29 protein-coding genes and 1 other RNA gene are annotated in these 26,872 nt (G+C 53.4%); 19 read left to right on the top strand and 11 right to left on the bottom strand.

Features of this window, described 5'->3' with window-relative positions; genetic code table 11:
- Positions 1-435, top strand: a 435-nt coding sequence (locus H7F11_RS13015; protein WP_193658174.1) for a UbiA family prenyltransferase, incomplete at its 5' end; no start/stop codon positions are given.
- Between the two features lie 31 nt (positions 436-466).
- Positions 467-1,654, top strand: a complete 1,188-nt coding sequence (locus tag H7F11_RS13010) for an MFS transporter (RefSeq protein ID WP_193651409.1) — start codon at positions 467-469, stop codon at positions 1,652-1,654.
- Between the two features lie 18 nt (positions 1,655-1,672).
- Here the strand turns inward: H7F11_RS13010 and H7F11_RS13005 are convergent, their stop codons facing one another.
- Genes H7F11_RS13005 through carA form a run of 4 tightly spaced genes read right to left on the bottom strand, consistent with a single transcriptional unit; the run spans position 1,673 to position 7,375 of the window.
- Entirely contained in the window at positions 1,673-2,503 is an 831-nt protein-coding gene (locus tag H7F11_RS13005; protein WP_193651362.1) for an undecaprenyl-diphosphate phosphatase, read from the bottom strand.
- A 23-nt stretch (positions 2,504-2,526) separates the two neighbouring features.
- A complete protein-coding gene (gene greA, locus H7F11_RS13000; RefSeq protein ID WP_193651363.1) occupies positions 2,527-3,003 on the bottom strand; it encodes a transcription elongation factor GreA in 477 nt (158 codons plus the stop codon).
- Between the two features lie 18 nt (positions 3,004-3,021).
- Entirely contained in the window at positions 3,022-6,240 is a 3,219-nt protein-coding gene (gene carB, locus H7F11_RS12995; protein ID WP_193651364.1) for a carbamoyl-phosphate synthase large subunit, read from the bottom strand.
- Positions 6,233-7,375 (bottom strand): glutamine-hydrolyzing carbamoyl-phosphate synthase small subunit, encoded by a 1,143-nt coding sequence (gene carA, locus H7F11_RS12990; protein WP_193651365.1) that lies wholly within the window; start codon positions 7,373-7,375, stop codon positions 6,233-6,235. Before carA ends, carB begins: the two co-directional genes overlap by 8 nt.
- 235 nt (positions 7,376-7,610) lie before the next feature.
- Here carA and H7F11_RS12985 point away from each other — a divergent pair, with 235 nt between their 5' ends.
- From H7F11_RS12985 to H7F11_RS12940, 10 genes are all read left to right on the top strand, one after another.
- Positions 7,611-8,357, top strand: a complete 747-nt coding sequence (locus H7F11_RS12985; protein ID WP_193651366.1) for a hypothetical protein — start codon at positions 7,611-7,613, stop codon at positions 8,355-8,357.
- Between the two features lie 57 nt (positions 8,358-8,414).
- Positions 8,415-8,891, top strand: coding sequence for a TspO/MBR family protein (locus H7F11_RS12980; protein WP_193651367.1), 477 nt, complete (start codon positions 8,415-8,417; stop codon positions 8,889-8,891).
- Positions 8,892-8,899: 8 nt separating this feature from the next.
- Positions 8,900-9,628, top strand: a complete 729-nt coding sequence (locus tag H7F11_RS12975) for a M48 family metallopeptidase (protein ID WP_227485487.1) — start codon at positions 8,900-8,902, stop codon at positions 9,626-9,628.
- A gap of 80 nt (positions 9,629-9,708) precedes the next feature.
- On the top strand, positions 9,709-10,374 hold the full coding sequence (locus H7F11_RS12970) for a YceI family protein (protein ID WP_193651369.1): 666 nt from the start codon (positions 9,709-9,711) through the stop codon (positions 10,372-10,374).
- Positions 10,375-10,510: 136 nt separating this feature from the next.
- Positions 10,511-10,954, top strand: a complete 444-nt coding sequence (locus H7F11_RS12965) for a MarR family winged helix-turn-helix transcriptional regulator (protein ID WP_193651370.1) — start codon at positions 10,511-10,513, stop codon at positions 10,952-10,954.
- Complete coding sequence (locus H7F11_RS12960; RefSeq protein ID WP_193651371.1) at positions 10,951-12,489, top strand: DHA2 family efflux MFS transporter permease subunit; 1,539 nt, start codon at positions 10,951-10,953, stop codon at positions 12,487-12,489. Before H7F11_RS12965 ends, H7F11_RS12960 begins: the two co-directional genes overlap by 4 nt.
- Positions 12,489-12,920 carry a universal stress protein gene (locus tag H7F11_RS12955; RefSeq protein WP_193651372.1) on the top strand — a complete coding sequence of 144 codons (432 nt, stop codon included), beginning with the start codon at positions 12,489-12,491 and terminating at the stop codon, positions 12,918-12,920. Before H7F11_RS12960 ends, H7F11_RS12955 begins: the two co-directional genes overlap by 1 nt.
- 153 nt (positions 12,921-13,073) lie before the next feature.
- The gene (locus tag H7F11_RS12950) at positions 13,074-13,526 is read left to right on the top strand and encodes a lysozyme inhibitor LprI family protein (RefSeq protein ID WP_193651373.1); all 453 of its coding nucleotides are present in this window, start codon (positions 13,074-13,076) and stop codon (positions 13,524-13,526) included.
- 108 nt (positions 13,527-13,634) lie between these two features.
- Positions 13,635-14,867 (top strand): pesticin C-terminus-like muramidase, encoded by a 1,233-nt coding sequence (locus H7F11_RS12945; RefSeq protein WP_193651374.1) that lies wholly within the window; start codon positions 13,635-13,637, stop codon positions 14,865-14,867.
- 36 nt (positions 14,868-14,903) lie between these two features.
- Entirely contained in the window at positions 14,904-15,881 is a 978-nt protein-coding gene (locus H7F11_RS12940; RefSeq protein WP_193651375.1) for a hypothetical protein, read from the top strand.
- A gap of 52 nt (positions 15,882-15,933) precedes the next feature.
- Here H7F11_RS12940 and H7F11_RS12935 read toward each other — a convergent pair whose 3' ends face one another.
- Positions 15,934-16,965, bottom strand: a complete 1,032-nt coding sequence (locus H7F11_RS12935) for an agmatine/peptidylarginine deiminase (RefSeq protein WP_193651376.1) — start codon at positions 16,963-16,965, stop codon at positions 15,934-15,936.
- An 84-nt stretch (positions 16,966-17,049) separates the two neighbouring features.
- On the opposite strand from H7F11_RS12935, the gene H7F11_RS12930 reads away from it, so the two are divergent.
- Genes H7F11_RS12930 through H7F11_RS12920 form a run of 3 tightly spaced genes read left to right on the top strand, consistent with a single transcriptional unit; the run spans position 17,050 to position 18,786 of the window.
- Positions 17,050-17,757, top strand: coding sequence for a pseudouridine synthase (locus H7F11_RS12930; protein ID WP_193651377.1), 708 nt, complete (start codon positions 17,050-17,052; stop codon positions 17,755-17,757).
- Between the two features lie 2 nt (positions 17,758-17,759).
- Complete coding sequence (locus H7F11_RS12925) at positions 17,760-18,209, top strand: NUDIX hydrolase (RefSeq protein WP_193651378.1); 450 nt, start codon at positions 17,760-17,762, stop codon at positions 18,207-18,209.
- 55 nt (positions 18,210-18,264) lie between these two features.
- On the top strand, positions 18,265-18,786 hold the full coding sequence (locus H7F11_RS12920; protein ID WP_193651410.1) for an RNA pyrophosphohydrolase: 522 nt from the start codon (positions 18,265-18,267) through the stop codon (positions 18,784-18,786).
- A 24-nt stretch (positions 18,787-18,810) separates the two neighbouring features.
- Here H7F11_RS12920 and ychF read toward each other — a convergent pair whose 3' ends face one another.
- The 4 genes from ychF to mrdA are packed head-to-tail and all read right to left on the bottom strand — an operon-like array spanning position 18,811 to position 23,055.
- Positions 18,811-19,902: a redox-regulated ATPase YchF gene (gene ychF / locus H7F11_RS12915; protein ID WP_193651379.1), complete on the bottom strand. Its 1,092-nt coding sequence runs from the start codon at positions 19,900-19,902 to the stop codon at positions 18,811-18,813.
- A 9-nt stretch (positions 19,903-19,911) separates the two neighbouring features.
- Complete coding sequence (gene pth, locus H7F11_RS12910; protein ID WP_193651380.1) at positions 19,912-20,481, bottom strand: aminoacyl-tRNA hydrolase; 570 nt, start codon at positions 20,479-20,481, stop codon at positions 19,912-19,914.
- A 6-nt stretch (positions 20,482-20,487) separates the two neighbouring features.
- Positions 20,488-21,096: a 50S ribosomal protein L25/general stress protein Ctc gene (locus tag H7F11_RS12905; RefSeq protein ID WP_193651381.1), complete on the bottom strand. Its 609-nt coding sequence runs from the start codon at positions 21,094-21,096 to the stop codon at positions 20,488-20,490.
- Positions 21,097-21,108: 12 nt separating this feature from the next.
- Positions 21,109-23,055: a penicillin-binding protein 2 gene (mrdA, locus tag H7F11_RS12900; protein ID WP_193651382.1), complete on the bottom strand. Its 1,947-nt coding sequence runs from the start codon at positions 23,053-23,055 to the stop codon at positions 21,109-21,111.
- 88 nt (positions 23,056-23,143) lie between these two features.
- On the opposite strand from mrdA, the gene H7F11_RS12895 reads away from it, so the two are divergent.
- The 4 genes from H7F11_RS12895 (at position 23,144) to H7F11_RS12880 (ending at position 24,546) form a co-directional block, all read left to right on the top strand.
- The gene (locus tag H7F11_RS12895; protein ID WP_193639863.1) at positions 23,144-23,383 is read left to right on the top strand and encodes a hypothetical protein; all 240 of its coding nucleotides are present in this window, start codon (positions 23,144-23,146) and stop codon (positions 23,381-23,383) included.
- A 19-nt stretch (positions 23,384-23,402) separates the two neighbouring features.
- The gene (locus tag H7F11_RS12890; RefSeq protein ID WP_193651383.1) at positions 23,403-23,717 is read left to right on the top strand and encodes a cell division protein ZapA; all 315 of its coding nucleotides are present in this window, start codon (positions 23,403-23,405) and stop codon (positions 23,715-23,717) included.
- An 8-nt stretch (positions 23,718-23,725) separates the two neighbouring features.
- Positions 23,726-23,906, top strand: a non-coding RNA gene (gene ssrS, locus H7F11_RS12885) — 6S RNA.
- A gap of 1 nt (position 23,907) precedes the next feature.
- Positions 23,908-24,546 carry a 5-formyltetrahydrofolate cyclo-ligase gene (locus tag H7F11_RS12880; RefSeq protein ID WP_227485486.1) on the top strand — a complete coding sequence of 213 codons (639 nt, stop codon included), beginning with the start codon at positions 23,908-23,910 and terminating at the stop codon, positions 24,544-24,546.
- Here the strand turns inward: H7F11_RS12880 and H7F11_RS12875 are convergent.
- On the bottom strand, positions 24,454-26,307 hold the full coding sequence (locus H7F11_RS12875; RefSeq protein WP_227485485.1) for a M61 family metallopeptidase: 1,854 nt from the start codon (positions 26,305-26,307) through the stop codon (positions 24,454-24,456). The two genes, H7F11_RS12880 and H7F11_RS12875, sit on opposite strands and share 93 nt — an antisense overlap.
- 16 nt (positions 26,308-26,323) lie before the next feature.
- Positions 26,324-26,869 carry an isochorismatase family protein gene (locus tag H7F11_RS12870; protein WP_193651384.1) on the bottom strand — a complete coding sequence of 182 codons (546 nt, stop codon included), beginning with the start codon at positions 26,867-26,869 and terminating at the stop codon, positions 26,324-26,326.
- Positions 26,870-26,872: the final 3 nt, after the last annotated feature.

Below are 26,872 nucleotides of genomic sequence, written 5' to 3'. Positions count from 1 at the left end.
GGCTGGACCGCCATCACCGGCAGCATCGCCGCCCTCCCGGTGGTTCTGGTCCTGCTGGTGTTTGTCTGGACCCCCGCGCACTTCTGGCCCCTGGCCATCAACTGCCGGCGCGACTACGCCAAAGCCTGCATACCCATGCTGCCCTGCACCCACGGCATCGACCGGACCCGCAAGGAAGTCCTGAACTACGCCATCCTCACCTGGGTGGTCAGCATGATCCCGGCGTTTCTGACCGGAGACTGGATTTACGGCGGCATTGCCTGGCTTTCGGGGGCCTGGTTTGTGGGCATGGCCTTGCGCCTGAAAGCCCTGCCCGAAGGCCAGGAAATGGATCAATACGCCCGCAGCATGTTCGCTTATTCCATCTCTTATCTGTTTTTGCTTTATACTGCCCTGATCCTTGGTAAATTGGTGATGGGTTATGGCTTCTTCTGAAAAACGCCGTGGACGGGTGAAAGGCCCGTCCATGAGTCCGCAGGAAAGACGGGCTGTCAGTGGTCTGAGCTTTATTTATGTCGCGCGCATGCTCGGCCTGTTTATGCTCATGCCAGTGCTGGCCCTCGATAATGACCAGTTACGATACAGTACGCCCCTGTTGCTGGGTCTGGCTATTGGAGTTTACGGGCTTGCCCAGGCCGCTCTGCAATTTCCTTTCGGGGCAGCCTCCGACCGCTTCGGACGGAAAAAGGTGCTAGTTTTCGGGATCATCCTTTTTATTCTGGGCTCCTTGCTGGGCGCAGTGACCCACAATATTTATGGCATTATTCTGGCGCGGTTACTGCAAGGTGCCGGTGCCGTGTCCTCGGTGCTTCTGGCTACGGCGGGAGACCTGACCGGCGATCAGCATCGTACCAAAGCCATGGCGGCTATTGGTGGCAGTATTGCCGTTGCCTATGTGCTGGGCATTGCTATCGGTCCGGTATTTTACGGACTTTGGGGTTTGACCGGGGTGTTCCTGGTCGCGGCAGCACTGGGGGTTCTGGCGCTATATCCGCTCTGGAAAATTATTCCACCTATTGCGCACGCGCAGCAGAATCGTATGGGTAGCTGGACAGATGCCATGAAAATGTTCCGCCATCCACCGGTACTCACGGCCAGTGTTGGAATTTTCATTTTGCAGATGGTTCTGGGCGCGAGCTTTGTGGTGCTTTCTCCAGAACTGGTCAATGCCATGCACATTCCCGAAAGTGGCATTTGGGAAGTGTATTTGCCGGTCATGCTGCTTTCGGTGCTGCTCATGCTGTTTCCGGTGATTTATGCGGAAAAAAACAAGCAACACGGGCAGATGCTGATCGTCAGCGGTCTCGCGATTGCGGTCGGAGCCCTGATTATGGGGCTGGAATCCGGACATTTCTGGCTAGTAGGCATTGGCGCGGTTATTTTCTTTGCTGGCTATAATATTGCTTCGGCGATATTGCCTTCGATGATGAGCCGCAGCACGCTTCCCGAACAGCGTGGTGCTTCCAGTGGCGTTTATTCCATGATGCAGTTTCTGGGTATTTTTGTGGGAGGCGTGTTGGGAGGATGGGGTCTTGGCCTCGCGGGAGACCAAGGCGTTTTTTACATTCTCACTGCAGTAGGTATTATTCTGGCTATCCAGAGCTGGAATGGTAAACGCATGGCCTTATTACTTTCTCCAGATAGTCATTCCTGATATTTCCAAGCGCAGTTTTTAGCCGCCAATCAGCAGCGCCAGCGCCCCGAAACCGATGCAGTAAATTCCGAAGGGGCGCAAGGCGGTGACTTCGTGTTTGTGGAAGTAATGCATCAGAAACCAGACCGAACCCCATGCACAAAGACCAGCGAGGGCGCCTGCCAGGAAAATGGTTCCCAGCAAGCCGCTTTGCATGTGGGCGTGAAAAAGTTTGGGTACTTCCAACGCACCGGCAGCGGCAATAATTGGTGTTGCCAGTAAAAAGGAAAAGCGCGCAGAGTTTTCATAATCCAGTCCTACTCCAATCCCGGCCACCAGAGTGGCACCAGAACGGGAAAACCCGGGAATCAGAGCCATGGATTGCGCAAAGCCAATAATGATGGCGCGCATCCAGCTTATGTTATCCAGTGAATGACTGGGATGACGGGAGCGTAATCGGTCACCCCAGATCAGCATGACTCCGTTTGCCATCAATGCAACGGCCGCAAAAGTGAAACCGCCAAAAAGATAACGGATTTTATGGGCGAGAAGGAGGCCGAGAAGACCCGCAGGAATGGAGGCAATGAACAGTATCCACAATAATCGCGACTGGGGATTGCTGGGCTTGCCCCGCGCCCGGACAAAGCCACCAATCAGCGCCGCCCAGTCTTTCCAGAAAAACAGCAGGAGTGCGGCGGCGGTGGCAAGATGCAGAACCACCACAAAAGGCAAAAACCAGTCGGCGTCGCGATTGATGGGCCAGTGCAGCAGGGCCGGAACCAGAATGATGTGCCCGAGGCTGGATATGGGAAACAGCTCGGTAACCCCTTGCAGCATGGCCAGCAACAACAGGTAGATATGATGGATCACGATAGGATGCTCTCAGGCTGGTTTTATTCGAAGCGTACGGCGAGAATGGTGTATTCGCGGGCACCCGCAGGCGCATGCACTTCTACCAGATCGCCTTCATGTTTGCCGATCAGGGCGCGGGCAATGGGTGAACTGATGGAAATTTTATTTTCCTTAATGTCCGCTTCGGCATCTCCCACGATCTGATAAGTAACTTCCTTGCCTTCGGCGTCTTCCAGATCGACGGTTGCAGCAAATACAATTTTTCCACCGGTATTCAGCGTCTTGGGGTCTATGACCTGGGCGCGGGCGAGAAAATCTTCCACCTCACGAATGCGTCCTTCAATAAACGCCTGCTGCTCTTTGGCGGCGTCATATTCGGCATTTTCCGAAAGGTCACCCTTGGCACGGGCTTCGGCAATAGCCTCAATGACGGCGGGCCGATCTACGGATTTCAGCCGTTGTAATTCTTCGCGCAAACGTTGCGCGCCGATGACAGTCATGGGGACTTTAACGCTCATGTTAACCTCTCGTACTGGTTAGTTTTGTTGCAAATCCTGGAGACGAAGAACACTGCGTTCTTCCCGCATCAGGACACGAATAGCTTCCGCCCCCGCAATGGCACCTGCCAGAGTGGTGTAATAGGTCAGGCCCATTTGCAGGGCAGCCCGGCGGATACTGAAGGAATCACGCACAGACTGACGCTCATCCACGGTATTGATGATGATTTGTACTTTACCATTTTTGATGGCATCGACAATGTGTGGCCGACCTTCGGTAACCTTGTTGACCGTGCTTACTTCCAGACCCTGCTGGCGGAGGTATTCGGCTGTCCCTTTGGTGGCGATCAGTTGAAAACCCAGGTGGGCCAAGGTACGAGCGGCAGGGGTGAGTTTAGCTTTGTCGGCATCGCGGACGCTGATAAATACGGTTCCAGAGGATGGAAGATGCTCACCGGCACCCATTTGCGCCTTGAGGAAAGCCTCACCAAAGCTGGCCCCGATGCCCATGACCTCGCCGGTAGATTTCATTTCGGGTCCCAGCAAAATATCGACGCCCGGGAATTTGATGAAAGGAAATACGGCTTCCTTGACGCTGAAATGCGGAGGATTGGGGATTTCAGGTATGCCTTGGGTTTTCAGGCTCTGGCCGGTCATGCAGCGTGAGGCAATTTTAGCCAGCTGCCAGCCCGTGGACTTCGAGACAAATGGCACGGTCCGGGAGGCGCGGGGATTGACCTCAAGGACGTAAATCCGGTCTTCCTGCACGGCAAACTGGCAGTTCATGAGGCCAACCACGCCCAAAGCCAGAGCCAGTTCCACGGTTTGCCGCCGCAATTCAATCTGGATGTTTTCAGGGAGAGAGTAGGGCGGCAAACAGCAGGCCGAGTCGCCGCTATGAACGCCAGCCTGCTCAATATGTTCCATGATCCCCGCAACAATGACCTGGCCATCCTGGTCGGCAACGGCATCGATGTCCACTTCCAGAGCATCATTGAGAAAGCGGTCCAGGAGAATGGGCTGATCGTTGGAAATACGGACGGCTTCTTCCATGTAACGCTGCAGGTCTGCTTCAGCGTAAACAATACGCATGGCCCGGCCACCCAGTACATAGGAGGGACGAACAACCAGCGGATAACCCAGTTCCCTGGCTTTGCTCAATGCTTCCGGGGCGCTGCGGGCAATGGCGTTTTCCGGCTGGCGGAGACCCAGGCGCTGCAGCAGTTGCTGAAAGCGTTCGCGATCTTCAGCCAGATCAATGGAATCCGGAGTCGTACCGATGATGGGTACGCCGGCTGCTTCAAGATCGTTGGCCAGTTTGAGAGGGGTCTGGCCGCCAAACTGAACAATGACGCCCTGCGGTTTTTCCACCGCGACAATTTCCAGCACGTCTTCCAGGGTCAGAGGCTCAAAGTAGAGGCGATCGGAAGTGTCATAATCGGTAGATACGGTTTCCGGGTTGCAGTTGACCATAATGGTTTCAAAACCATCGGCATGAAGTGCCATGCTGGCATGGACGCAACAATAGTCAAACTCAATACCCTGACCAATGCGATTGGGCCCACCGCCCAAAATCATGATTTTGGGTTTGCTTCCAGGCTCCGCCTCACATTCCATTTCATACGTGGAGTAGAGATAGGGGGTTGGCGAATGAAATTCTGCCGCACAGGTGTCCACCCGTTTGTAAACGGGCCGAATACCCAGTTTGTGGCGCTGTTCGCGCAGCTGGGATTCCCGGCAACCCAGCAGTCTGGCCAGGCGACGATCCGAAAAACCCATGGCCTTGAGTGCCCGCAATTGGGGTGCATCGAGGCTCGCCAGCGGCATACCACGCAGATTTTCTTCCTGTTGCACCAGCTCAATAATCTGTTCAAGGAACCAGGGATCTATATGTGTTATCTGCTGGATTTTGTCCTGATCCCAGCCCCGGCGGATGGCGTCGGCCAAGTACCAGAGGCGATCGGGACCGGCTATACGCAGCTCCTGCTCGAGCTTCTGCAAGGTCTCTGGATCATTGCCCTGCAGTTTTTCATCCAGTCCATCGACCCCGGTTTCAAGGCCGCGCAGGGCTTTTTGCAGGGATTCCTGAAAACTCCGGCCAATGGCCATCACTTCCCCCACAGATTTCATCTGGGTGGTCAGGTGCGCGTCGGCTTCCGGGAATTTTTCGAAAGCAAAGCGGGGTATTTTGGTGACTACATAGTCGATGGTCGGTTCAAAACTGGCAGGGGTAGCCTGGGTGATATCATTGCGCAATTCGTCCAGGGTGTATCCCAGGGCCAGCTTGGCCGCAATTTTGGCGATGGGGAAGCCGGTAGCCTTGGATGCCAGTGCGGAGGAGCGAGAAACGCGCGGATTCATCTCGATGATAATCAGGCGACCATCCACCGGATTCACCGCAAACTGGACATTGGAACCGCCGGTGTCCACGCCAATGCGGCGCAGGACAGCTATGGAGGCGTCGCGCATCCGCTGATATTCACGGTCAGTCAGGGTCTGGGCGGGGGCTACGGTAATAGAGTCACCGGTATGAATCCCCATGGGATCCATGTTTTCGATAGAGCAGACAATAATACAATTATCTGCTTGATCCCGGACCACCTCCATTTCAAATTCTTTCCAGCCAATAATGGATTCTTCAATGAGAATTTCGTGGGTAGGGCTGGCCTCCAGACCCCGCGAGGCAATATCCTCAAACTCCTCGCGATTGTAGGCAATGCCGCCACCCGTGCCGCCCAGAGTGAACGAAGGTCGAATAATGACCGGAAAACCAATATCTTCGGCAATTTGGCGGGCTCCGTCCATATCGTGCCCAAAAGCTGAACGTGCCACTTCCAGGCCAATTTCCTGCATGGCTTTTTTGAACAGCCCCCGATCCTCGGCTTCGCGAATGGCTTCTACCGAGGCCCCGATCAGGCGCACTCCGAACTTTTCCAGAATACCTTCACGGTGCAGATCCAGCGCACAATTCAGAGCAGTCTGGCCACCCATCGTCGGCAAAATGGCATCCGGGCGCTCCATTTCGATGATGCGCGCTACTGTCTGCCATTCCACGGGCTCAATATAGGTTGCATCAGCCGTTTGCGCGTCGGTCATGATGGTCGCCGGATTGGAATTGACCAGAATGACGCGGCAGCCTTCCTCGCGCAATGCCTTGCAGGCTTGAACTCCCGAGTAATCAAATTCGCAGGCCTGACCAATGACAATGGGGCCGGCGCCAATCAGCAGGACGCTGTGAATGTCTTGATGCTTAGGCATGGGTTTGGGCTCCGTATTGATGCATGGCAGCTACGAAATCATCAAAAATGATGCTGGCATCGTGGGGGCCGGGTCCTGCCTCCGGGTGTCCCTGAAAGGAAAAAACCGGGAGACTGTTATGGGCCATACCCTGCAAACTGCCATCAAACAGGGAGGTATGCGTAATACGCACGGAGTCCGGCAGGCTTTGGGAATCCACTGCAAAACCGTGGTTTTGACTGGTAATTAATACCCGGCCGCTGCGCAGATCCTTTACCGGATGATTGGCACCATGATGCCCGAATTTCATTTTGATGGTTTTGGCACCCAGGGCGATGCCGAGTAACTGATGTCCCAGACAGAGCCCAAAAGTGGGTATTTGTGCCGCAATGATTTCGCGCATGGCTTGCTGGGCATAATTGAGGGCGTCGGGATCTCCCGGCCCATTGGAGAAAAGTACACCGTCCGGACGCAGGGCGATGACCTCAGCTGCTGGTGTTTTGGCAGGTACCAGGGTAACCCGGCAGGCACGGTCGGCGAGTAGGCGCAATATATTGTTCTTTTTGCCAAAATCGTACACGACCACATGATATTGCGGATGGCTGATGGGCTGCGCCTGATAACTCTGTTCAGGCAGGCCGCTCGCAAGGAGCCATTCTGATTTTTTTGGCGCTGCCACGTCCTGAACCAGATCCCGGCCCAGCAAGCCGGGAAATCCGCGCGCGGCAGCCAGGGCTTCGTTTTCATTCACCTCAGCGCCAACCAGCAAAGCCGCATTCTGGGCGCCGCCATTGCGCAGGCGGCGGGTGAGTGCGCGTGTATCAATACCGGCAATGGCAGGAATACCCTGCTGGGTCAGAAAATCGGGAAGCGTCTGGGTACTGCGCCAGTTACTGGGGATACGAGGTAAATTACGCAGTACCAGAGCTGAGCAGAATATTTTTGATCCTTCCATATCTTCGGGATTGATCCCGGTGTTGCCAATATGCGGATAGGTCAATGTCACGATTTGGCCGCGATAGGAGGGATCCGTCAAAATTTCCTGGTAACCCGTCATCGCTGTATTAAAACAGATTTCACCGACGGCCAGACCCTTGCTGCCAAAGCCTGTACCCCGGTAGATACTGCCGTCTGCCAATGCCAGGACCGCCTGCACTTTCTCACCTCGTCTACCATGGAAGATGCAAAAAAGGGAGGGTGGCCCCTCCCGCATAGATTGCCCGTATTCTATGGGTATGCCGGGCACTGGTCAACGCAGTTACTGGAGTGCGGTCATAGGCGAGACCGCTGCAGGAAGCATTACACAACGATAACTGCTTGAGTGTATGGAAAGGGATGATAAGCTTGTGACCATGATCAGGTATTCATAATTCCAAAAGGAGTGGTTTCGTATGCGTCGCTTTCAGGGTTCGTTGTGGTTTGCTGGAGTCGTGTTGGCTCTATCCGGCTGTGGTTCAGCGACTAATAATGGCTTGGCTCCGCAGGCCGAAAATACTTATCCTGTGCCCTCGGCTATCAGCACGCCATCCAGCTACAGTGCCCCCGCGCCCGCCCTGCAGGTCCCTGCCCGGCTTCTGTCGCAGCCTAAAACTTTGCCCGCTCCTTCGGCACCCAGCGTGAATTATTCGTCTACGACTTTACCCTTGACGCCTCTGGCATCCTCTACTGCCGCTTTATCCAGTGCCGCGCAATCTGTCACTCAACCCGTCACCCGGACGGTGGAAAATGCCAAAAATTCTGCGAATCAGGCAGTGAGCAGTGCTCAAGGCGCAGTGCAGCAGCAGCTCAATACGGCAACGTCTTCCTTTTCCGGGAAGTGGCAGCAGGATATGGTCAAAGCTCGACAGGACAGCGCCAAATGCGCTGCTTTGAGTTCGACAGCGCAAAGTGACTGCTGGCAGAATGTGTCAGCTTGGGCAAAAACGCGGGCTACGCAGTATCAGAGCATGAGCGCCACGGCGACTGGTGCTCAGGCCCAGCAAATGCAATCTGCCGCCAAGTTTTTCGGTGTAACTGGTGAATGGGCCAGTGCCTGTAGTTCTCTCAGTGCCCAGTCTTGCGCGGAGTCACCGCTGATCAGCAAGATGCAGCAGTGGAAGGCTTCAGTGGGTATCCCCGGAACTACTGCAGGGCAATAAAATTTGCAGACTTCTGAAAATCTGCCATTCCGTTTTCTTGGTGGGGCGACGACTTAGATGGACATGAATCACTTTGCACTGGTTTCCCTGATTAGTCTGGCTATTACTCTGGCGGTGGCGACAACGGGGTCACTGTTTCGACCAGATGCCTGGTATACGCGCCTCCAGAAGCCCAAAGGTACGCCTCCACCCTGGGTTTTTCCTGTAGTCTGGACGCTGTTATATATCATCATGGCTTTTGCGGCAGCGTTGATTTATGTCAGCCCGGCGAGTCTGTTGCGAACAGTGGGTTTGTCTTTGTATGGCCTGCAGTTGCTCTGTAATGCCGCATGGTCATGGCTGTTTTTTGGACGGCATCAGGTGCTTTGGGCCTTGGCAGACCTGGTTTTGCTTCTGCTCCTGGTATTGGCTTGTTTCCTGGTTTTTATGTGGATCACGCCGCTGGCGGCCTGGTTGTTGGTGCCTTATTTGCTCTGGCTTTGCGTGGCGCTGTATCTGAATGCCGCGACCTACCGCCTGAATCGATTCCCCTGATGCGGCCCATGCGCAATCCGGAAAAAACCATGGTTCAGGTGGCTGATCTGAACCTGCAGCTGACGCGCAAGGCGGTCAAGAATTTGCGCATTATGGTTTGTCCCCCTGACGGGGAGGTAAGAGTCAGTGCCCCCTGGGCGATGACAGATGGAGACATTCGTGCGGCCATTCTGGCCCGTTTGTCCTGGATCAGGCAGCACCAGCAGCAATTTCAGCATCACACTCCCTCTCCGGTTCTGGAATATCAATCCGGCGAAACCCATTCCTATTTGGGGCAGAACTATATACTCCGAGTGCATGAAATGGCTGGTCGCGGCCGTATTGAAATGTGCGACGATGCCTTTATGGAGATGTACTGTCCACCCGAAGCGGCACAGGCTGATCGTCAGGCCTTGCTCCACAAGTATTATCGTCAGGCACTGAAAGACCGCATTCCGAACATTGTTGCCCACTATGAACCGATTCTGGGTGTGCAGGTGGCCGAGTGGGGCGTTAAACGCATGCGCACTCGCTGGGGTACCTGCAACATCCGCGCGCGGCGCATCTGGCTTGGCCTGGAGCTTGCCCGCTACGCAGAAATTTGTCTGGAATATGTGGTGTTGCATGAAATGACTCATTTGCTGGAGCGCCTGCACAATGATCGTTTCAGGAGCATCCTCGATGCCGCTATGCCGGACTGGCGTCGGGTGAAAAACCAGCTTCGCTCAGGTTCCCCCCTTCTTGCTGAAAGTTCCTGATGCTTACTCTGTGATAAATACTATAATCCTTTAACTACCAGCATTAGGGTGGTTCAGGTAATTTGAAAGGGGGTAAAATCATGCAAAACAAGCGTTCAAAACAATTACTCATCATTTCCATCAGCTTGGGTCTTGGTTTGGGGATGATGCAGGAAGCGGCCCAGGCGGCGACAACCAAAGCAGCAGTGGGGCACTACCACGCGCTGACGGGTAACCCGAGTGGCACCTATCAGATTGATCCAGAGCATTCCGCTGCTTATTTTACCATTGGTCATGTGGGTATTGGCCCCTTTAGCGGACGTTTTAACAAGATTTCCGGTACTTATACCGTCAACACTCAGAATCCGGCCAAAGACACGGCCAAAATTATCATCCCGGCGGCCAGCATTTTTACAAACTTCGCCCCTCGCGATAAATATCTCCGCAGTCCGACCTTTTTTGACGTCAAAAAATATCCCGACGTAACTTTTGTCAGCACCCGTTATCAGCCGATCAGCAAAACGGCGGGCGATCTCTATGGCAAATTGACTCTGCATGGTGTTACCCGGGCGATGATGTTTCGGGTCAGGGAAACCGGCGCTGGTGATGTCAGTTATCTTCCCAAACCCTGGAGTGGCTATTTGTCCGGATTTGTTGCGGTTACTACCATTCAGCGCAGCGATTACGGCATGAAGGCCTATCTTCCCGAAGGACTTTCCAACAAAGTCCATATTCGGGTAGAAATTGAAGGTAAAAAAATCGCCTGATGGATCCAACCTGAAATCGGCGTAGAGCAAAGTCGCTGTAATGCGGCTACGCCTACTGCCGGTTTTTTTCTTGCAATTACTTAGATGGCTAAGTATAAGATTGCGAACCATATGACAAACAAGCCAGGAGTGGATCATGTCAGAGGAACAGTTACAGCAGGATTTTGCTCTGGCGCTCCATGATACTGCGCGAGCCTGGCGACACGCTTTGGATCGCCGTCTGAAAGGATTGGGTCTGAGCCAGGCCAGCTGGATGAGCATTGCTTATCTGGCGAAAGCACCCGCACCAATGACTCAAACCGAGTTGGCCCATTGCTTGTCGGTAGAACAACCAACCGTGGTGGCCATGCTCGACCGTCTGCAGCGCGCGGGACTGCTGCGCCGGGAAATAGACGCCCATGATCGTCGTATTCGCCGCGTACTGCTCACGCCAGAGGGTATTGAGGTGTATGCGGAAGTTCGGCGCGTGGCGATGGACTTCCGCCATGAAAAACTCAAAGAACTGGACGTTGAGGTACTACGCCAGATAACAGAAGTCCTTCAGCAACTGCAAAAGACGTTGGAAGATCCCATTCTATGATCTCGACATCTGTTCCCATGGATGCTGCAGGGCTGAACCGTCCGCTGATTACCCTGGCCATCATGCTCGCCACCATCATGCAGACGCTGGACAGCACCATCGCCAATGTGGCTCTGCCCCATATGCAGGGCAGCTTGTCAGTTTCGCTCAATCAAATCGGCTGGGTGCTGACATCCTATATTGTCGCCACCGCCATCGCCACACCTTTGACCGGCTGGCTGGTAGACCGCTTTGGTAAGCGCAATATTTTCCTGGCCTCAGTGGCCGGTTTTACCCTGGCCTCCATGTGGTGTGGTATTTCCACCTCCTTGTTCGAAATTGTCATTGCCCGGGTTTTTCAGGGCGTATTTGGCGCTGCCCTGGTGCCGCTTTCACAAACCACCTTGCTGGATATCAATCCCCGGGAAAAACAGGGCTCGGCCATGGCATTGTGGGGTATGGGGGTCATGGTGGGTCCGATTATTGGCCCGACTCTGGGTGGCTGGCTGACCGACAGCATGGGCTGGCGCTGGGTATTTTTCATCAATGTGCCAGTAGGTATCCTGGCACTTTGGGGAATCTGGAAATCGTTTCCGGCCGATACGCCGGGACGCAGCATGCGCTTTGATATGGCAGGCTTTGTCAGCCTCAGTGTGGCCATTGGTGGCCTGCAATTATTGCTGGATCGGGGGCAACAACTGAACTGGTTCAGTTCGGTGGAAATCTGGGTGGAAGCCTATCTGGCCGGTTTCTCAGCCATTTATTTTATCTGGCATACCTGGCGCACTCCACCCGAGCACTCGTTTTTTGATTATCGTCTGATTTTGAATCGCAATTATGTGACTGGATTACTATTCATTTTTATCGTAGGGGTGGTGCTTTTTGCCTCGCGTGCCCTGATTCCCACCATGCTCCAGGATCTGATGGGTTACACGGCCGAAGCTGCCGGGTGGGTAACGGCTCCGAGTGGTTTAGGCACCATGCTCGCCATGCTCATTGTAGGTCGGTTGGTGGGTAAGGTGGATTTGCGCCTGTTGCTGGCTATTGGCTTTGGCATAACGGCCTTTTCTCTGTGGGAAATGCAGGGTTACAGCCTGGTGATCAGCCAGGGTGAGGTGATCTGGCCCGGTGTCTGGCAGGGCCTGGGTATTGGCCTGGTGTTCGTGCCATTGAGCACGGCTACTTTCGCCACGCTCAGTCCCCAGATGCGCGCCAATGGTACGGCCATATATAGTCTGGTACGCAATGTCGGCAGCAGCCTGGGGATTTCCTTGGTGGAAACCCTGCTGACCCGCAACACCCAAATTGCGCATGCTACGCTGGCAGCGCATATTGATGGTCGCAATCCGGGTTATGGAAACCCTGCTGTCGCAGAACTGTATAATCCTCATTCAAGTATGGGGCAAATGTTGCTCAATAATGAAATTACCCGGCAGGCCAGTATGATTGGCTATATTGATAACTTCTGGCTGATGATGGTGATGACGCTGGCGATTTTTCCTTTGTTGTTGATTATTCGTACACCAAAGCGGGAAGCGGCGGCAAGGAGAAGCTGATGTTCCAGAAAGTGATGGTCGCTTACGATGGGAGTGCTTCAGGTGGTGTCGCTCTGCAGCAGGCGACAGATATTGCAGGTCTCACACAGGCTGAACTGCATTTGTTTGGCGTCATTGTCAGTACCGGCGGTATGGCGATGGCACAAGCTGCAGGTGCCGAAGACATGCTGGGTAGGGAAGGGGAGGCTATACGTACCCGGCTGGACGAGGTTGCCACAAAACTCCGTGAGAATGGCCTGAGCGTGTACACTCAAGCGGTTGAGGGGAGTCCCGCTGAGGCCATTGCCCAATATGCCCGACAAATCCACGCTGATTTACTGGTGATTGGTCATATTCCCCAATTTTCCTTTGGTCACTGGCTGGAAGGATCTGTTGCCAAAGCCCTCCTGAGAAGTTTGCCCTGCAGTATTCTGGTCGCAAAAAAAAGCTGATAAAACATCCAGATGGATGATCTTTTATGTGATTAAAGAACACCTAACATTTTGTTTTGTAAGTCGTTAAAATCAATGGCAAGAAATGCTTGAGTGTATTAAAGAGAGCATTAGCCATGATTCCGTTGACTACCGAATAAGGAAACAAAGTGTATGATCCCTCAGAAAGAATCGCCAGAGACAAATAATAGTGTTAAAAATTATAACCGTCATTTAATATCGGCAGTAAAGTGTATATCGGAAAAATTTAAAATTAAGTATCGATTATGGTTAAGTAGCTATTTGCTGATGGGTTTGATTTATTCTCAAGGATTAATGGCCACACAATACGCCACTTCATTAGACTGTGCGACTGCAAATACCGTAACAGAACAGATAATTTGCCAGGATCAAAAATTGGCAAGCCTGGATCTGCAATTAGCCCAGGAATATGAAGAATTAGTAAACAATATGAAAAAAAGTGGAAATCATCAAAAAAATCTCAGTTATCTCATTGTCTCTCAGGAAAAATGGAAAAAAGAGAAAATCCAGTGCAAAGGTGACCGTTTCTGTATAACAGATACTTACGGAAAACGTTTAGCCGAGCTGGGCGCCTGTTATCATTAGAACTATAGATTTTGCATCTTGAGGATTATCAATGGCGCTCTATTCGGTCACTTTTGATAATCTCTGTGTATTGTGAAATATTGCGCTCAGATTTGAGGAATACAATTCATGAGATATGGAGTCTATAAAGACAAGCAGGAATTTTTCTGTAAATATAGGCAACATTTTGGTGGAATATTGCTGATATGTATTTTTTCCTCCCAGATTGCACATGCAGCTCAATATACTACTTCTTACAACTGTAAAACAGCAAAAACAGAAACTGAAAAATCGGTTTGTCAGGATGCGCAGCTGGCAAAAATGGATCGACAGGTATCTCATGATTATAATCAATTGACGAATAGAATGAAGAAAGAAGGAAATTATCATCAGTCCTTGAATAATGTGAATACAACCCAGTCTAAATGGAAGGAAGAAACGCTTCAGTGTAAAGGTGATGTTTTTTGCTTAACGGATGCTTATGGTAAACGACTGGCTGAGTTAAATTATTGCTACAGAAGTGACAAAGCCATTGCAGTAGCTGCAGCTGCTGACTGTATCCCGCTGGACCGGGTGGATTATCATTTTATTCAGAAGGCCGAAGGCATGATGTATGATTTTTATGTGCCTGGGGCGTTTGAGACCAATGTGAAGACAGGAGAGAATCTTGGACCGCGATACAATAAAAATAAAAAAACGGGAGAAAAATACCAGAAAGCTATAGGCAAAAGTGGTGTTACGGTAGGTGAAGGTGTAGACCTCGGACAGCAGACTATTGAAGGGTTGAGACGGTATATGGAGACCGAACAAAAGAAATATGGTAAACCTGATGATGTTGATATTGAATATATAATAGATACAGCAAAACCTTTTATTGGGAAGAAAAAAAATAATGCTATAAGTGCGTTAACTAATTATTATATAAGTAGAAATAAAAAATATCCGCAACTATCGAAATCCGAATCAACATTTATATCAGAAGCGGTGCGCCACGGCTATGCTGAAGACACATCTGTTCTCTTTGATAAAAATGCCCAGCATAAAATGAGTTTTTGGAAGATGCCTATGTCAGTTCAAACAGTGCTTACAGACATGAAGTATCATTCTTATGTTTCCAGCGTGAGTCATTATTTGTATCAAGCAGACTGGTTGGGTGCAGCAAAAGAGCTTGAAAAATTGGCTGTTGGGCAGTACGCAAACTATAAAAGTCGTTTTCTTGCGCGGGCACAAATGTTGCGCGATGCTATTAATTATCATTACTTGCCATCGCAGGGTGACCCTTGTGCACCAGCCAAAGTGCCTCTGGCCTATAACGAAAATCTGGTCTGGCACCGTGTCTTGCGATATCTGGACTGGGCATAGCACTTTGAATTTATAATAATCTGGAGATCGCAATAGATGAAAATATTATCTTTTATAGCGCAAGTTACAGCTTTGCTTCTCAGTTTGAGTAGTGTGGCGCATGCGGCTGTTGACTCCTTGAATTGTCCAGCTATTGCGGCAAATACTTCAGATAATTATGCGAAAGGCTGTATAGCACCGCTAAGCCTTCTGCGTGAGGCTATATGTCACTATAAGCCCAAAAGATGGGTTGATAATCTGAGGCTTTTTGATAGTACATTGGGCAATTATTATGTCCGATATTTGCGATCAGCTGGTGTTGGTACATCTGTGTGTAAGCAATTGCTCAATGGTCATCAAGCCTACGAAAGTCAGTTAGAACAATGTGGTAATCATGGTGACTGTGTTTTAAAAGTTATGGATGCTTGGTCTCAAAAGCTTTCAAAAATAGAAAAATCCCTGCGCGTACCCATTAAAATGTCCAGTCTGCAGCAGTTTGCGGGTAAGACTTATATTCAGGATGGGTCTACAACGGTTCCTCTGCTGGAACGGCTGAAGCAAGGGATGGATTTATTTCCTCTGCCCCGACTCGCATTGAAAAATGGCAACGAGTTAATCTGGGGTTTCCAGCCGCATAATGCACAAGTGCAGTCCCTGATGATTCTTAATCATCAGGGCGATGTGCAGGTCATGGGTCTGGTCGATAACCTTTATCTTGGTATGTCTGGCGGGCAGGCCCCTGCTGGCTTGGACCCCGAAGCTCGACTATCACTTTTAGTCAGGAATCCGGCAGCTCTCAGCGAAAATCTTCCTGCCATTCATGCCTGGGCAGCGGCGAGTCTACTGGGTTTTAATCAGACTTGTCCCGGCAAGGATCAACAGGCTTGTCAGGCTGGCATGGCGCAGACACTACCCATCAAGGCATACAATCTGAACTGTAAGGTCAAACCTCAGGGGAACATTTTGGTGGATCATTGTGCCTTGCCATTGCCCTCCGTAAAAAACGATGTTTCTCCGGGCTTATTCTGGCAATGATGCTTGCCTGAGGCTATTTGGCTGAAAAAACTCAGATGACTTTGCTTAGATCTTACTCTGGCAGCTGCATGGTCACGCAGTGCAGGCTGCCATGTTGGCGGGCAAGTTCCAGACAGGGGATAGGCACTATCTCACGGTCCGGGAAAGCCGTCTGAAGACGCTGGATGGCAATATGATCCGCAGGATCCTCATAAACGGGGAGTAAGACCGCTCCATTGAGGATCAAAAAGTTGGCATAAGTCAGAGGCAAGCGGTTGTCATCCTCATCCCACTGCGCCTGTGCCCAGGGGAGGGGAATCAAGTGGTAAGCCTGCCCATCGTAACTGCGCAGGGCGCTGAGTTCCGCAGCCATTTGCTGCAAGGCGGAAAAGTGACTGTCGTTGGGATCATCACAACTTTGATAAGCGATGGCATGCGGATTACAAAAGCGCGCCAGAGTATCGATGTGCGCATCCGTATCATCACCCTCCAGATGCCCGCTGTGCAGCCAGAGCACGCGCTGCATGCCAAGCTGCTGGCATAAGGCGCTTTCAATTTCCGCAGCCGACCATTGTGGATTGCGATTGGCGGAAAGCAGGCAGGCGCTGGTCGTCAGCAAAGTGCCATGACCATCACTTTCAATGCTGCCGCCTTCCAGTATCATTCCCGAAATTTCCAGAGAACATTCGCCAAAAGCCTGCTGGGCATGAAGATGACGTGTAATCTGATTGTCCAGGTCAGCACGAAACTTGAGGCCCCAGGCATTGAAGCCAAAATCCAGCAATTTGCGTTCCCCTGCCGGGTTGGTGAGAGTGAGTGGGCCGTGATCTCGCGCCCATGAGTCATTGCTGGGCACCAGATAAAGATGACAGTGCGCCATGTTGGCGTGGGCATTCACCAGACGCTGTTCACAATCCCGTAAACTTTCGCGATCATGGCAGGCCACCAGCAGATGCTCGCGCAGGCTGATTTCCCTGGCAATCTGCACAAAAACCGGAAGGACCTCAGCCAGTCGGGGTGCCCAGTCGCTTTCGGGATGGGGCCAGGTCAGTTGCACACCCCACTGCTGAGCCCATTCGGCGGGGAGAGTATAATTGGACTGCATGGTGAATTCCTTCCAGAGGTGATGCCCATATCATAGGCAATTCTGGGGGTTCCGTCAGCCATGCCGGCAGGCTAAACTGTCCTCATGGCGCATTCCGGCGAACGTTTAGATCATCTGCTCTCCCGACTGGGTTATTGTAGCCGTTCGGAAGCGCGTGATTTACTGCGCGAAGGGCGCGTGTCAGTGGATGGAATGCCGCTGCGCAAGGCTGCTACCAGGGTAGATCCAGCCACTGTGCAGGTAGATGAAGAGCCTCTGGATCATCCCTATCCCCTTTATGTGCTGTATCACAAACCCCTCGGCAAGGTCTGTGCACATGATGATCCTCGTGCCATTTATCAGGATTTTCCACCGCGATGGCGTTACCGGCGACCCAGCTTCAGCAGTGTCGGACGACTGGATCGGGAAACCAGCGGTGTGTTGTTGCTGACCGATGATGGGGACTGGCTGCATCGTTGGACCAGTCCCCGCTATGAAATTCCGCGCCGGTATCGAGTGACTTTGCAAAATCCTTTGCAGGGGCATGAAGCCGGCATACTGGCTTCGGGCACCTTGCTGCTGGAGGGAGAGCACAGCCCGTGCAAAGTGGCAGAAATGATCCCGCTCGGCACGACTGAACTACAATTGACCCTCCATGAAGGACGTTATCACGAGGTGCGGCGTATGTTTGTGGCTTTGGATAATTTGGTGTTGAGCCTGCATCGGGAGGCATTCGGACCTTTCACTTTGGATGATCTGGCTCCAGGACAGTGGCGGGAACTCAGCGAAATCGAACGGCAAAGGGAGTCATAATCATGGTCTGGAAGCCGCATGTGACGGTTGCTGCAATTGTGGAGCAAGAGGGACATTTTTTGCTGGTTGAAGAAATGGTAGAAGGACGCCGATGTTTCAATCAGCCTGCTGGTCACTGGGACCCTGGTGAAACACTGCTTGACGCGGTTGTACGGGAAACTCTGGAAGAGACCGCTTATGCCTTTGTGCCCGAATATCTCACGGGCATTTATCATTGGGAACATCCCGCCAAAGATTTGACCTACCTGCGTTTCGCTTTTGGCGGGAAGTTGGGTACTCAGCGTTCAGACTACAAGCTGGATACCGGAATTATTGGTCCGGTGTGGATGATCCCGGCAGAAATACAGGCGCAGAGCGGACACCTGCGTAATGTCATGGTGCAGCGTTGTATTGCGGATTATCTGGCCGGAAATCGTTATCCCCTGGAAATTTTACACAGTCTGACAGACTGACGCAGGCTCTGTCTCGTGCTATATTGGGGAAAAGGCATCGGTAGAGACGATGAACATGATAGACGCAGACGGCTATCGCCCCAATGTGGGCATGATTATTTGCAACGAACACAATCAGGTGTTGTGGGCCAAACGCCGGGGTGAGAATGCCTGGCAGTTTCCGCAAGGCGGTATTGATCATGCGGAAACACCAGAACAAGCCATGTTCCGTGAGCTCGAAGAGGAAGTGGGTACGGCCAAGGTCTGTATTCTTGGGCGGACTCAGGGGTGGCTGCGTTACGAGGTTCCCTGTTCCCGGCATCGTGCCCAGCGACGCCGCTATCGCGGGCAGAAACAAATCTGGTTTTTGCTGCGTTTCGAAGGCGATGAGGCGGAAATTAACACCTTGACGACTCAGCATCCTGAGTTTGAAACCTGGCGCTGGGTGGATTTCTGGATGCCTGCCCGGGAAATCATCGCCTTTAAACGACGGGTTTACTGGCAGGCATTGCAGGAGTTGGCTCCACTGATTAATGTGGGTCCGCCTCCTGCCGATGCTGCTGAGTCTAAGAGAAAAGTTTCCCCTTCAGCAGGTTGACCTCTGGCTCAACAGGTCTCCATCTCACACGTTAAACAAAAAATTCAGTACGTCGCCATCATGGACGACATAATCCTTACCTTCCGCACGCATTCTGCCCGCTTCCTTGGCACCATGCTCGCCCCGGTACTGGACGAAATCTGCGTAGGCGATAGTCTGGGCGCGGATGAAACCCCGCTCGAAATCACTATGAATGACGCCAGCTGCCTGGGGGGCAGTGGCCCCGATGGGAATGGTCCAGGCTCGTACTTCCTTGATGCCAGCCGTAAAATAGGTCTGCAGGCCCAGCAGGCCATAGGCGGCGCGGATGATACGATTCAGTCCGGGTTCTTCCAGCCCGAGGTCCTGCAGAAAGGCGCTCTGCTCTTCAGCTTCCAGTTCAGCCAGTTCAGATTCAATAGCTGCACATACCGGAACCACACTGGCATGACGTTCGCCCGCCCAGGCTTCCAGAAGCGGACGCCAGGGTCCATCCTGAATTTCATCTTCCGCCACATTGGCAATGACCATCATGGGTTTCATGGTAAGCAAAAACAGGCCACGCAAATGGGCTTTTTCTTCAGCACTCATGCTGAGACTCGCGGCAGGTTTGCCACTATTGAGATGCGGTAGCAGGCGGGCCATGGCAGCGGCTTCGGCGACGGCATCCTTGTTGCCACCCTTGGCCTGGCGGGCAACCCGCGCCTGAGCTTTTTCGACCGTACTGATATCCGCCAGAATCAGCTCCGTCAATACCGTATCCAGATCGGCCACAGGGTCCACCTGACCGCTGACATGAACGACGTTGGGATCTTCAAAGCAGCGCGTAACCAGGGCGATAGCGTCCGTTTCCCGAATGTGGGCCAGAAACTGGTTTCCCAAACCCTCGCCCTGGGCAGCGCCCGCCACCAGTCCGGCAATATCCACAAACTCCATGGTGGCCGGAACCACATTTTGGGGCTTGACGATTTCAATCAATGCCTGCAAGCGAGGGTCCGGCACGGATACCAGACCGACATTGGGTTCAATGGTGCAGAAAGGATAATTTTCAGCGGCGATACCGGCTTTGGTGATCGCATTGAACAGAGTGGATTTGCCCACATTGGGGAGACCGACGATGCCACAGGCCAAAGCCATAAAAAACTCCTAATCGCTGTGCAGGGTTTTCTGTGCCGCATCACTGCGACCATCAAGAAATTCCGGAAGAACCGCCAGGCTGTGCTCAATCGCCAGGTCAATCGCGGATTTATCCATTGCCGAAGGCACGCCCAGTACATAATTTATCACAGCATTCTTGTGCCCGGGGTGCCCAATGCCAAGGCGCAGGCGCCAGTAATCCCGTGTGCCCAGCGCCCGATCCAGATCGCGCAAGCCGTTATGTCCGCCATGTCCGCCACTCCATTTCAGACGCGCCGTACCGGGCGGTAGATCAAGCTCGTCGTGTATCACTAAAATACGCGCCGCAGGTACCTTGTAAAAAGCGGCCATAGACTGGACCGGAGCACCGCTGCGGTTCATGAAATCCTGGGGCAGGCACAAGCCCAGTTGTTGTCCTGAATTTTGTGTGGTTGCAGCCAGACAATGCCAGCGTGATTCCAAACGTAAAGACGCTCCAGCCTTTTCTGCAAAGGTTTGGAGCGCCCAGAAACCGGCATTGTGGCGGGTGCGGGCGTATTCTGCCCCGGGATTTCCCAGCCCCGCCAGCAACCAGTCCATTTTACCTCACTCGGCGGCTTCGGGGGTTTCTTCCGCTTCAGCGCCGGTACGGGGGCTATGAATGGAGACAATTTCCTTATCGTCTTCATGCTGGAGCGGAATCAGAATGACTCCGGCCGGCAGGCTGATCTGCGACAGATGCAGGCTCTCGCCTTTTTCAAGTTTGGCTATGTCCACTTCAATGGCTTCGGGCAGACGATCGACCGGTGCCTCCACTTCCACGTCCGTCAGTGCGCGGTGCAATACGCCACCGGCCTTAATACCCGCGCAGGTGCTTTCGTTGAGGAAGTGGATGGGCACATGCAAGCGGACGGTTTCACCGGCATGGACCCGCATGAAATCCATGTGCAGGACTTCTTCCTTGTAGGGATGCATCTGGATATCACGGATCAGGGCGGTTTCCTTACCCTTGGGGAATTCCAGGGCGATCACATGCGTGTAGGCCCGTTCGTCGGCGAGGAGCTTGCGCAACAGGCGCGCTTCAATACTCAGACCCATCGCTGCCTTGTTATCCCCATAAAGCACGGCCGGGACCATGCCCGTACGGCGCAGGCGACGACTGGCGCGGCGGCCGTTTTCTTCACGCGGTATGGCCGCAATCGCAAAATCTGTCATTTTCAGTACTCCTTATTGTGCTGTGGATTGAGCGGGGCGAGGGTTGACAGAACCTTTCTCCCCATGACTAAGGGGCGCATCATAATGCGCGCTTGCCGATTGAGCAACCTTTGCCGACAATTTTGTGGATAATTTTTGCGGAGCTGGAGCTGGAGGCGTTTGGTCCTGTTGCAAATACGCCTTAATGACTGCACGGGCTACCGGTAGGGCTTGCCAGGCATTGTATCCGCCATTTTCGACCACCACCGCTACGGCAATTTTGGGATGATCCACGGGTGCCCAGCCAATAAACAGCGAGTCATTGTTGTAAATAGTGTGGCCATTTTTATAGCCCATAGGGACCTGGGCGGTACCGGTTTTGCCAGCAATGCTGATACCGGGAATGCTCACCGTATGGCAGGTGCCGGTATTGACGCAGGCTTCCATCCCCAGATGCACCGCATGCATGGCCTCGGCAGAAATATGCAGATTTACGGGTGCGGCATTGGGAATAGGAATAGTCTTGCCGCTTTGCGGGTCAATGAAGGCCTTGGCGACCTGGGGCTGCACGAGATAGCCGCCATTGGCGAGGGCAGAAACGGCGCGGACCAGTTGTAGCGGCGTTTCCAGTAGATAGCCCTGACCAATACCCAAAATCACCGAGTCACCGGTGTACCAGGGGGCATGAAGATGCGCGCGTTTCCAGGCTGGAGTCGGGACCAGACCGTTTGCGCCACCGGGCAGATCAATGGGCGTCTTCTGCCCGAAGCCGAAACGCCAGAGGGTCTTGTCCTGCAAATCAATTCCCATTTTTACGGCCAGCTTGTAGTAGAAAACATCAACGGACCAGGCCAATGCCTTGGTGATGCCGGTCTCCCCGAAACCACCCCGATTCCAGTCCCAGTAGGTGTGTCCTCCCAACTGATAATTGCCGGGGCAGTAAGTATGGAAATCCGGACTGATCACGCCTTCCTGGACGGCCTGAATGGTATAAAAAGGCTTTGCGCAGGAACCCGGCGGGTACAAACCGTTATCGGCCCGGTTCATGAGTGGCCGGCCCGGATTGTTGAGCAGCGATTGCCAGTGCGCATTACTGATGCCGTCCACAAACCAGTTGGCATTAAAGCTGGGACTGGTGACCATGGCGAGAATGCCACCATTATTGGGATCCATGGCGATGACCGCACCGCGATAGCCTTTCCCCTGCAACGCTTCTGCCCCTGCCTCCTGAACCCGCAGACGGAGATGGGTAATCAGATTACTACCAGGATGAGCGGCAATCTGGCGGAGGGTGCCTACCGGTAAACCCCGGGCGTTAATATCCTTGATTTCATAACCCATGACGCCGCGCAGCTTGCGTTCGTAATAACGTTCCAGGCCGTTTTTGCCAATATAATTGCGACCCACATATTTACTGGCATGAAAATCTTTCAGATCGGCAGCGGTAATCGGCCCGACATAACCGACGACATGGGAAAACAAGGCGTCATAGGGATAATGGCGATGCATCATGGCGGCAATACGCACGCCCGGCAGTTCCATGGCGCGGACGGATACGGCTGCAATTTGCGTCGGATTCAGGTCAGCCTTCAAAACAATCGGGTCGAAGTCCGGCTTGCCAGCGCGCCGTGCGGCAAATTGCTGCAGATCTTCCGGGCTCAAGTTCAGAAGATGCTGCAAAAATTGCAGGCTTTGTTGCAGATGGGGGACCTGATCCGGGGTGATTTCGAGGGCATAGGTGGGAAGGTTTTCTGCCAGAACCTCCCCATGATCCGCCAGAATCACGCCCCGAGGCGGAGCCAGGGGCACCAGAGCCACATGATTGTCATAGGCCAGCTCGCGAAATTTGGAGTAATGCAGTACCTGCAGGTCCAGTACCCGCAAGACAACCCCCAGAATAGCCAGGAGCATCAACAGTGCCGCAACACCCAGGCGAAAGCGAAAACTGCGCGTACGTTTTAATGATTCGGATAAGGGCATGGGCGCAACAAACCTGCTTCAATTTGCAAATGATGGAGGTGCTTCGTAAACTCGGTGTCGGAATGTCCGGCTAAAAGTGGGTGGCGCAGTGTTAGAATCCCGATATGAATCCCTGTTTGCAGAGTTGGAGAATGCTATCACGGATTATCGCGGATTGCGTCGGCAACTGGAAGGAGATAGTCGCAACAAGCATTCCGTGCAAGCCCTGCAGGCCCAAATTCAAAAGCTGAAAGCGGAAAACCGGATGCTGCAAGAGCGTCAGGAAGAAATCTGTTTGCGCCTGAATGATCTGCTGGCGCAGGTCAATTGTTGGGAAAACGAACTATAAAATCACCAGGGAGAAGTCTGTGTCCGAAGCCAAACCCACAAACGCCGTGCAACAAATTTCAGTCACCCTGCTGGATCAGCATTATCAGATACCCTGTCCGGATGAAGAACGGGAGCTGTTGCTGGAAGCTGTGCGCCTACTCAATCAGCAACTGGAAGTGGCGCGAAGCCGTGGCAAATTACTGAGCCGGGAACGCGCCACCCTGATGGTGGCCGTGAATCTGGCGGCGGATTTGCAGCGTACCCGGCAGACATTGCTGGCGCGTGAGCATGATCTGCAACTTGTCGAACAGCGTCTGCAGCAACTGGTTGACAGGGCCAGGGGGGCAGAGTAACTTGAAATTGCCTCCTGCGAGGCACGAGTGGCCGAGACGATTCCTGAACCAATACTGTCTATCCAGGGAGTCCCCAGTCATCATCGTGGTGTGCAGCTCCCTTGCGGAGTAGCCTGAAGCGATGTGTGGATTCCCACCTGTTCATCAGGTTCTGGGGGTAGCGGGCCGCACGACCATCGCGGGAGGTCTTTTGTTTTCTGAAACTGAAGCACCAGATCCATCCGATCCGGTTTCCAAGGGCGGCTTGCGCAGAAAAATGCGACAGCAACGTCAGTCTCTTTCTCCGCAGCATTTACAGCAGGCGGCGCTGGCACTATCCCGTCAAATTCTCCAGCTCAGTCATTACAAAAAGGCCCGGCGCATTGCCCTCTATTGGCCCATGCAGGGCGAAATCAATCCTCTCCCGCTGATGTACCATCGTCTGAGCCGTCACAAACAGTTCTATTTACCGGTATTATCAGGGAATTTTGCGCAAAAACTGCGTTTCGCGCCTTTTCATGGGGAGAGCCGCATGCGTCCGAATGGCTTCCGCATTCCCGAGCCTCAGGTAGCAGCCGATTTGCTGATAACCCCGCAGGCGCTGGATTTGCTGATTTTACCCCTGGTGGCGTTTGATGCAGAAGGTTATCGCCTGGGAATGGGCGGGGGTTTTTATGATCGCAGTCTCGCCAGCATGTCCCACCGGCAGCATTGGCAACACCCGCGTCTGCTGGGGGTCGGCCATGCTTTTCAGCAGTTAGCCAGAGTCCCCCGCGAACCCTGGGACGTGCCACTCAGCATCATCTGTACCGACCTCGCCTGTCACCGTATCAACGGACTTTTGCCTTAGCCAGGCGCTGCGGCGGGCACTTACCACTGCGTCAACGTCCTCCAGCCACTCCAGCCAGAAGGTATCCTGCGGCGGGGCGACGGGGGTCAGATGGGTCTCGTAGAGTACGTCATCGCGAAAGTAGTGAAGGCGTAGCGGGCAGCCAGGTATGCCGGTGCTGATCTGCCCGGCGAAACTGTCCGCCGTGCAGCGTATTCCTTCCAAAGCAACGAGGAGGTCATCGGGTGACAAACCGGCCGCTTCTGCCGGGCTGCCGCTGAGGACCTGACGGATTTGTGCGCCTTGCGGCTGGCTTTGCCAGTGGGCACCAATCCAGGCCGTCGGCACGGTCGCAGCCGCCTCGCCGCCTGAATCACTCAGACTGGTGGCGGGACGGCTGTGCAGGGCAATGCCCATGCGTGCCAGGAGAGCTTCCAGAGGCAGTTCGGCGCGGGCTTCTATCCAGGTTTTCAACTGTTCTGCCATTTGCGTACCAGCAAGGTCGGCTATTTGTTGCAGGGCTTCTCCCTCGGGGAGTGCCTTGCCAGTCTGTCCATGCTCTTTCCAGAAGTGCATCAGCAAGTTATCCAGACTCAAACGGCCTGCACTTTCCAGACGCAGGCTCAAGTCCAGACAGAGGGCGAGCAGCGCCCCCTTGTTGTAATAACTGATTTCAAAATTGGCGCTGTTGACGTGGGGGTGATAAAGCTTGAGCCAAGCGTCCTCGCTGGATTCTGCCAGACTTTGCAGATATTGGCCAGGGCGTCTTTGCAGGCGCGTCCATTCCTGCGCGACCCCTTGCAGGTATTGTTCCGGACTGATTAAACCGGCACGACAGAGGCAGAGATCATCGTAGTAAGAGGTAATCCCTTCAAATATCCAGAGATCCCCGGAAAGTTCCGCCCGATCCAGACTGCTGGCACTGAATACCGCTGGCTTGATGGCCTGTACCAGCCAGCTATGAAAATATTCATGGCTGACCAGCCCCAGAAAGCGCCGATAGTTTTTGGGGGCGCGGCCGGTCAGGTCATCCCGGGCGCAAACCAGAGCACTGGAAGCCCGATGCTCCAGACCGCCATAGTCGTTGCTGCGCGCCTTGCACAAAAAATGATATTCCCGAAAGGGCGACTCACCCCAGAACTTCTGCTGCCAGTCACAAATGCGGGCCATGTCTTGTCTCAGCGCCTGCAGATCAGCCTGATGTTCTCCCTGAATCAGCAAGTGGTGAGGCAACCCACCCGCTTCAAAATTCAGCAGGGTCAGCGTACCCATCAACAGCGGATGATCAATGAATGCCCGATAATTTTCTGCCTGAAACTGACCCCAGCCCCAAGTTTCACCAGCCGCGCGGGGCATGGAAGTCCCCAACTGCCAATGCTCCGGGCCAGTAATGCGCAAGGCATGGATTTGCTGCTCCTGACCGACAACCCGCAAAAACAGGGCGGGACCATTAAAAAACCCGCCCAGTTGATCCAGAAAAGCCGTGCGCACCGATTGATCCAGCGCATAAACACGATAAGAAATCTGGAGAGGCGCTTTTACAGCGGCACAAACCCAGCGATCAGTGGCCATTTTGCGCAGTTGGACTGCTGCGCCCCGGGATTCTGCGGATATCTGGGTAATGTGGCGGGCCAGATCGCGGATGGTGTAACTGCCCGGAACCCAGGCCGGCAAAGCCAGTACCTGCCCATCAGGATCGGGCTCGGGGATTTCCAGGGTGACCCGGAACAAATGCGCCTCGGGTTCCAGATGGATGCTGTAAGAGAGAGCAGGGGATTGCATGGGAAATTACTCCGTTTCAGCGCCAGGCCGGGGCGAGACTCCGAAATTGGGGATGGGCCGCGTCACCAAGCCATTCATAAAATACCGACTCTGCCACCGCGACGGTGATACCCGCCTGACGCAGTCGCAACAGGGCCGATTGGCCATTTGCGTCGTCGCGGCTGGCGCAGGCATCGGCGACGACAACAGGCTGCCAACCAGCGCTGTGCAGATCCAGAGCGGTTTGCAGAACACAAATATGGGTTTCGACTCCGGTCAGGATAATCTGACGACGACTCTGCCCAGTTTCCAGCAAGTTTCGGAGCGGAGCATGCCGCCAGCAGGAAAAAACCGTTTTATCAAAAGATTGTGAACAAAATGACCGAAGATCAGGACGAATCGGCCCCAGTCCTTGGGGATATTGCGCGGTAGCCAGGCACGGAATTTCCAGTGTCGTCGCAGCAGCCAGCAAGTGTGCAGAGTTTTGAATGACTTTATTGCGTTTTGTCTCGGGAATAGCCCCCAGCAGACGATCCTGCATATCAATGGTCAGGATCAGACTCTGCGGGGCTTCAATGCGCATGGC

It is taken from the genome of Acidithiobacillus sp. HP-2 (assembly GCF_015100155.1).
Lineage (GTDB): Bacteria > Pseudomonadota > Gammaproteobacteria > Acidithiobacillales > Acidithiobacillaceae > Acidithiobacillus.
The sequence above is the reverse complement of the archived record's forward strand: the minus strand, read 5'-3'. Positions and strand labels throughout refer to the sequence as shown.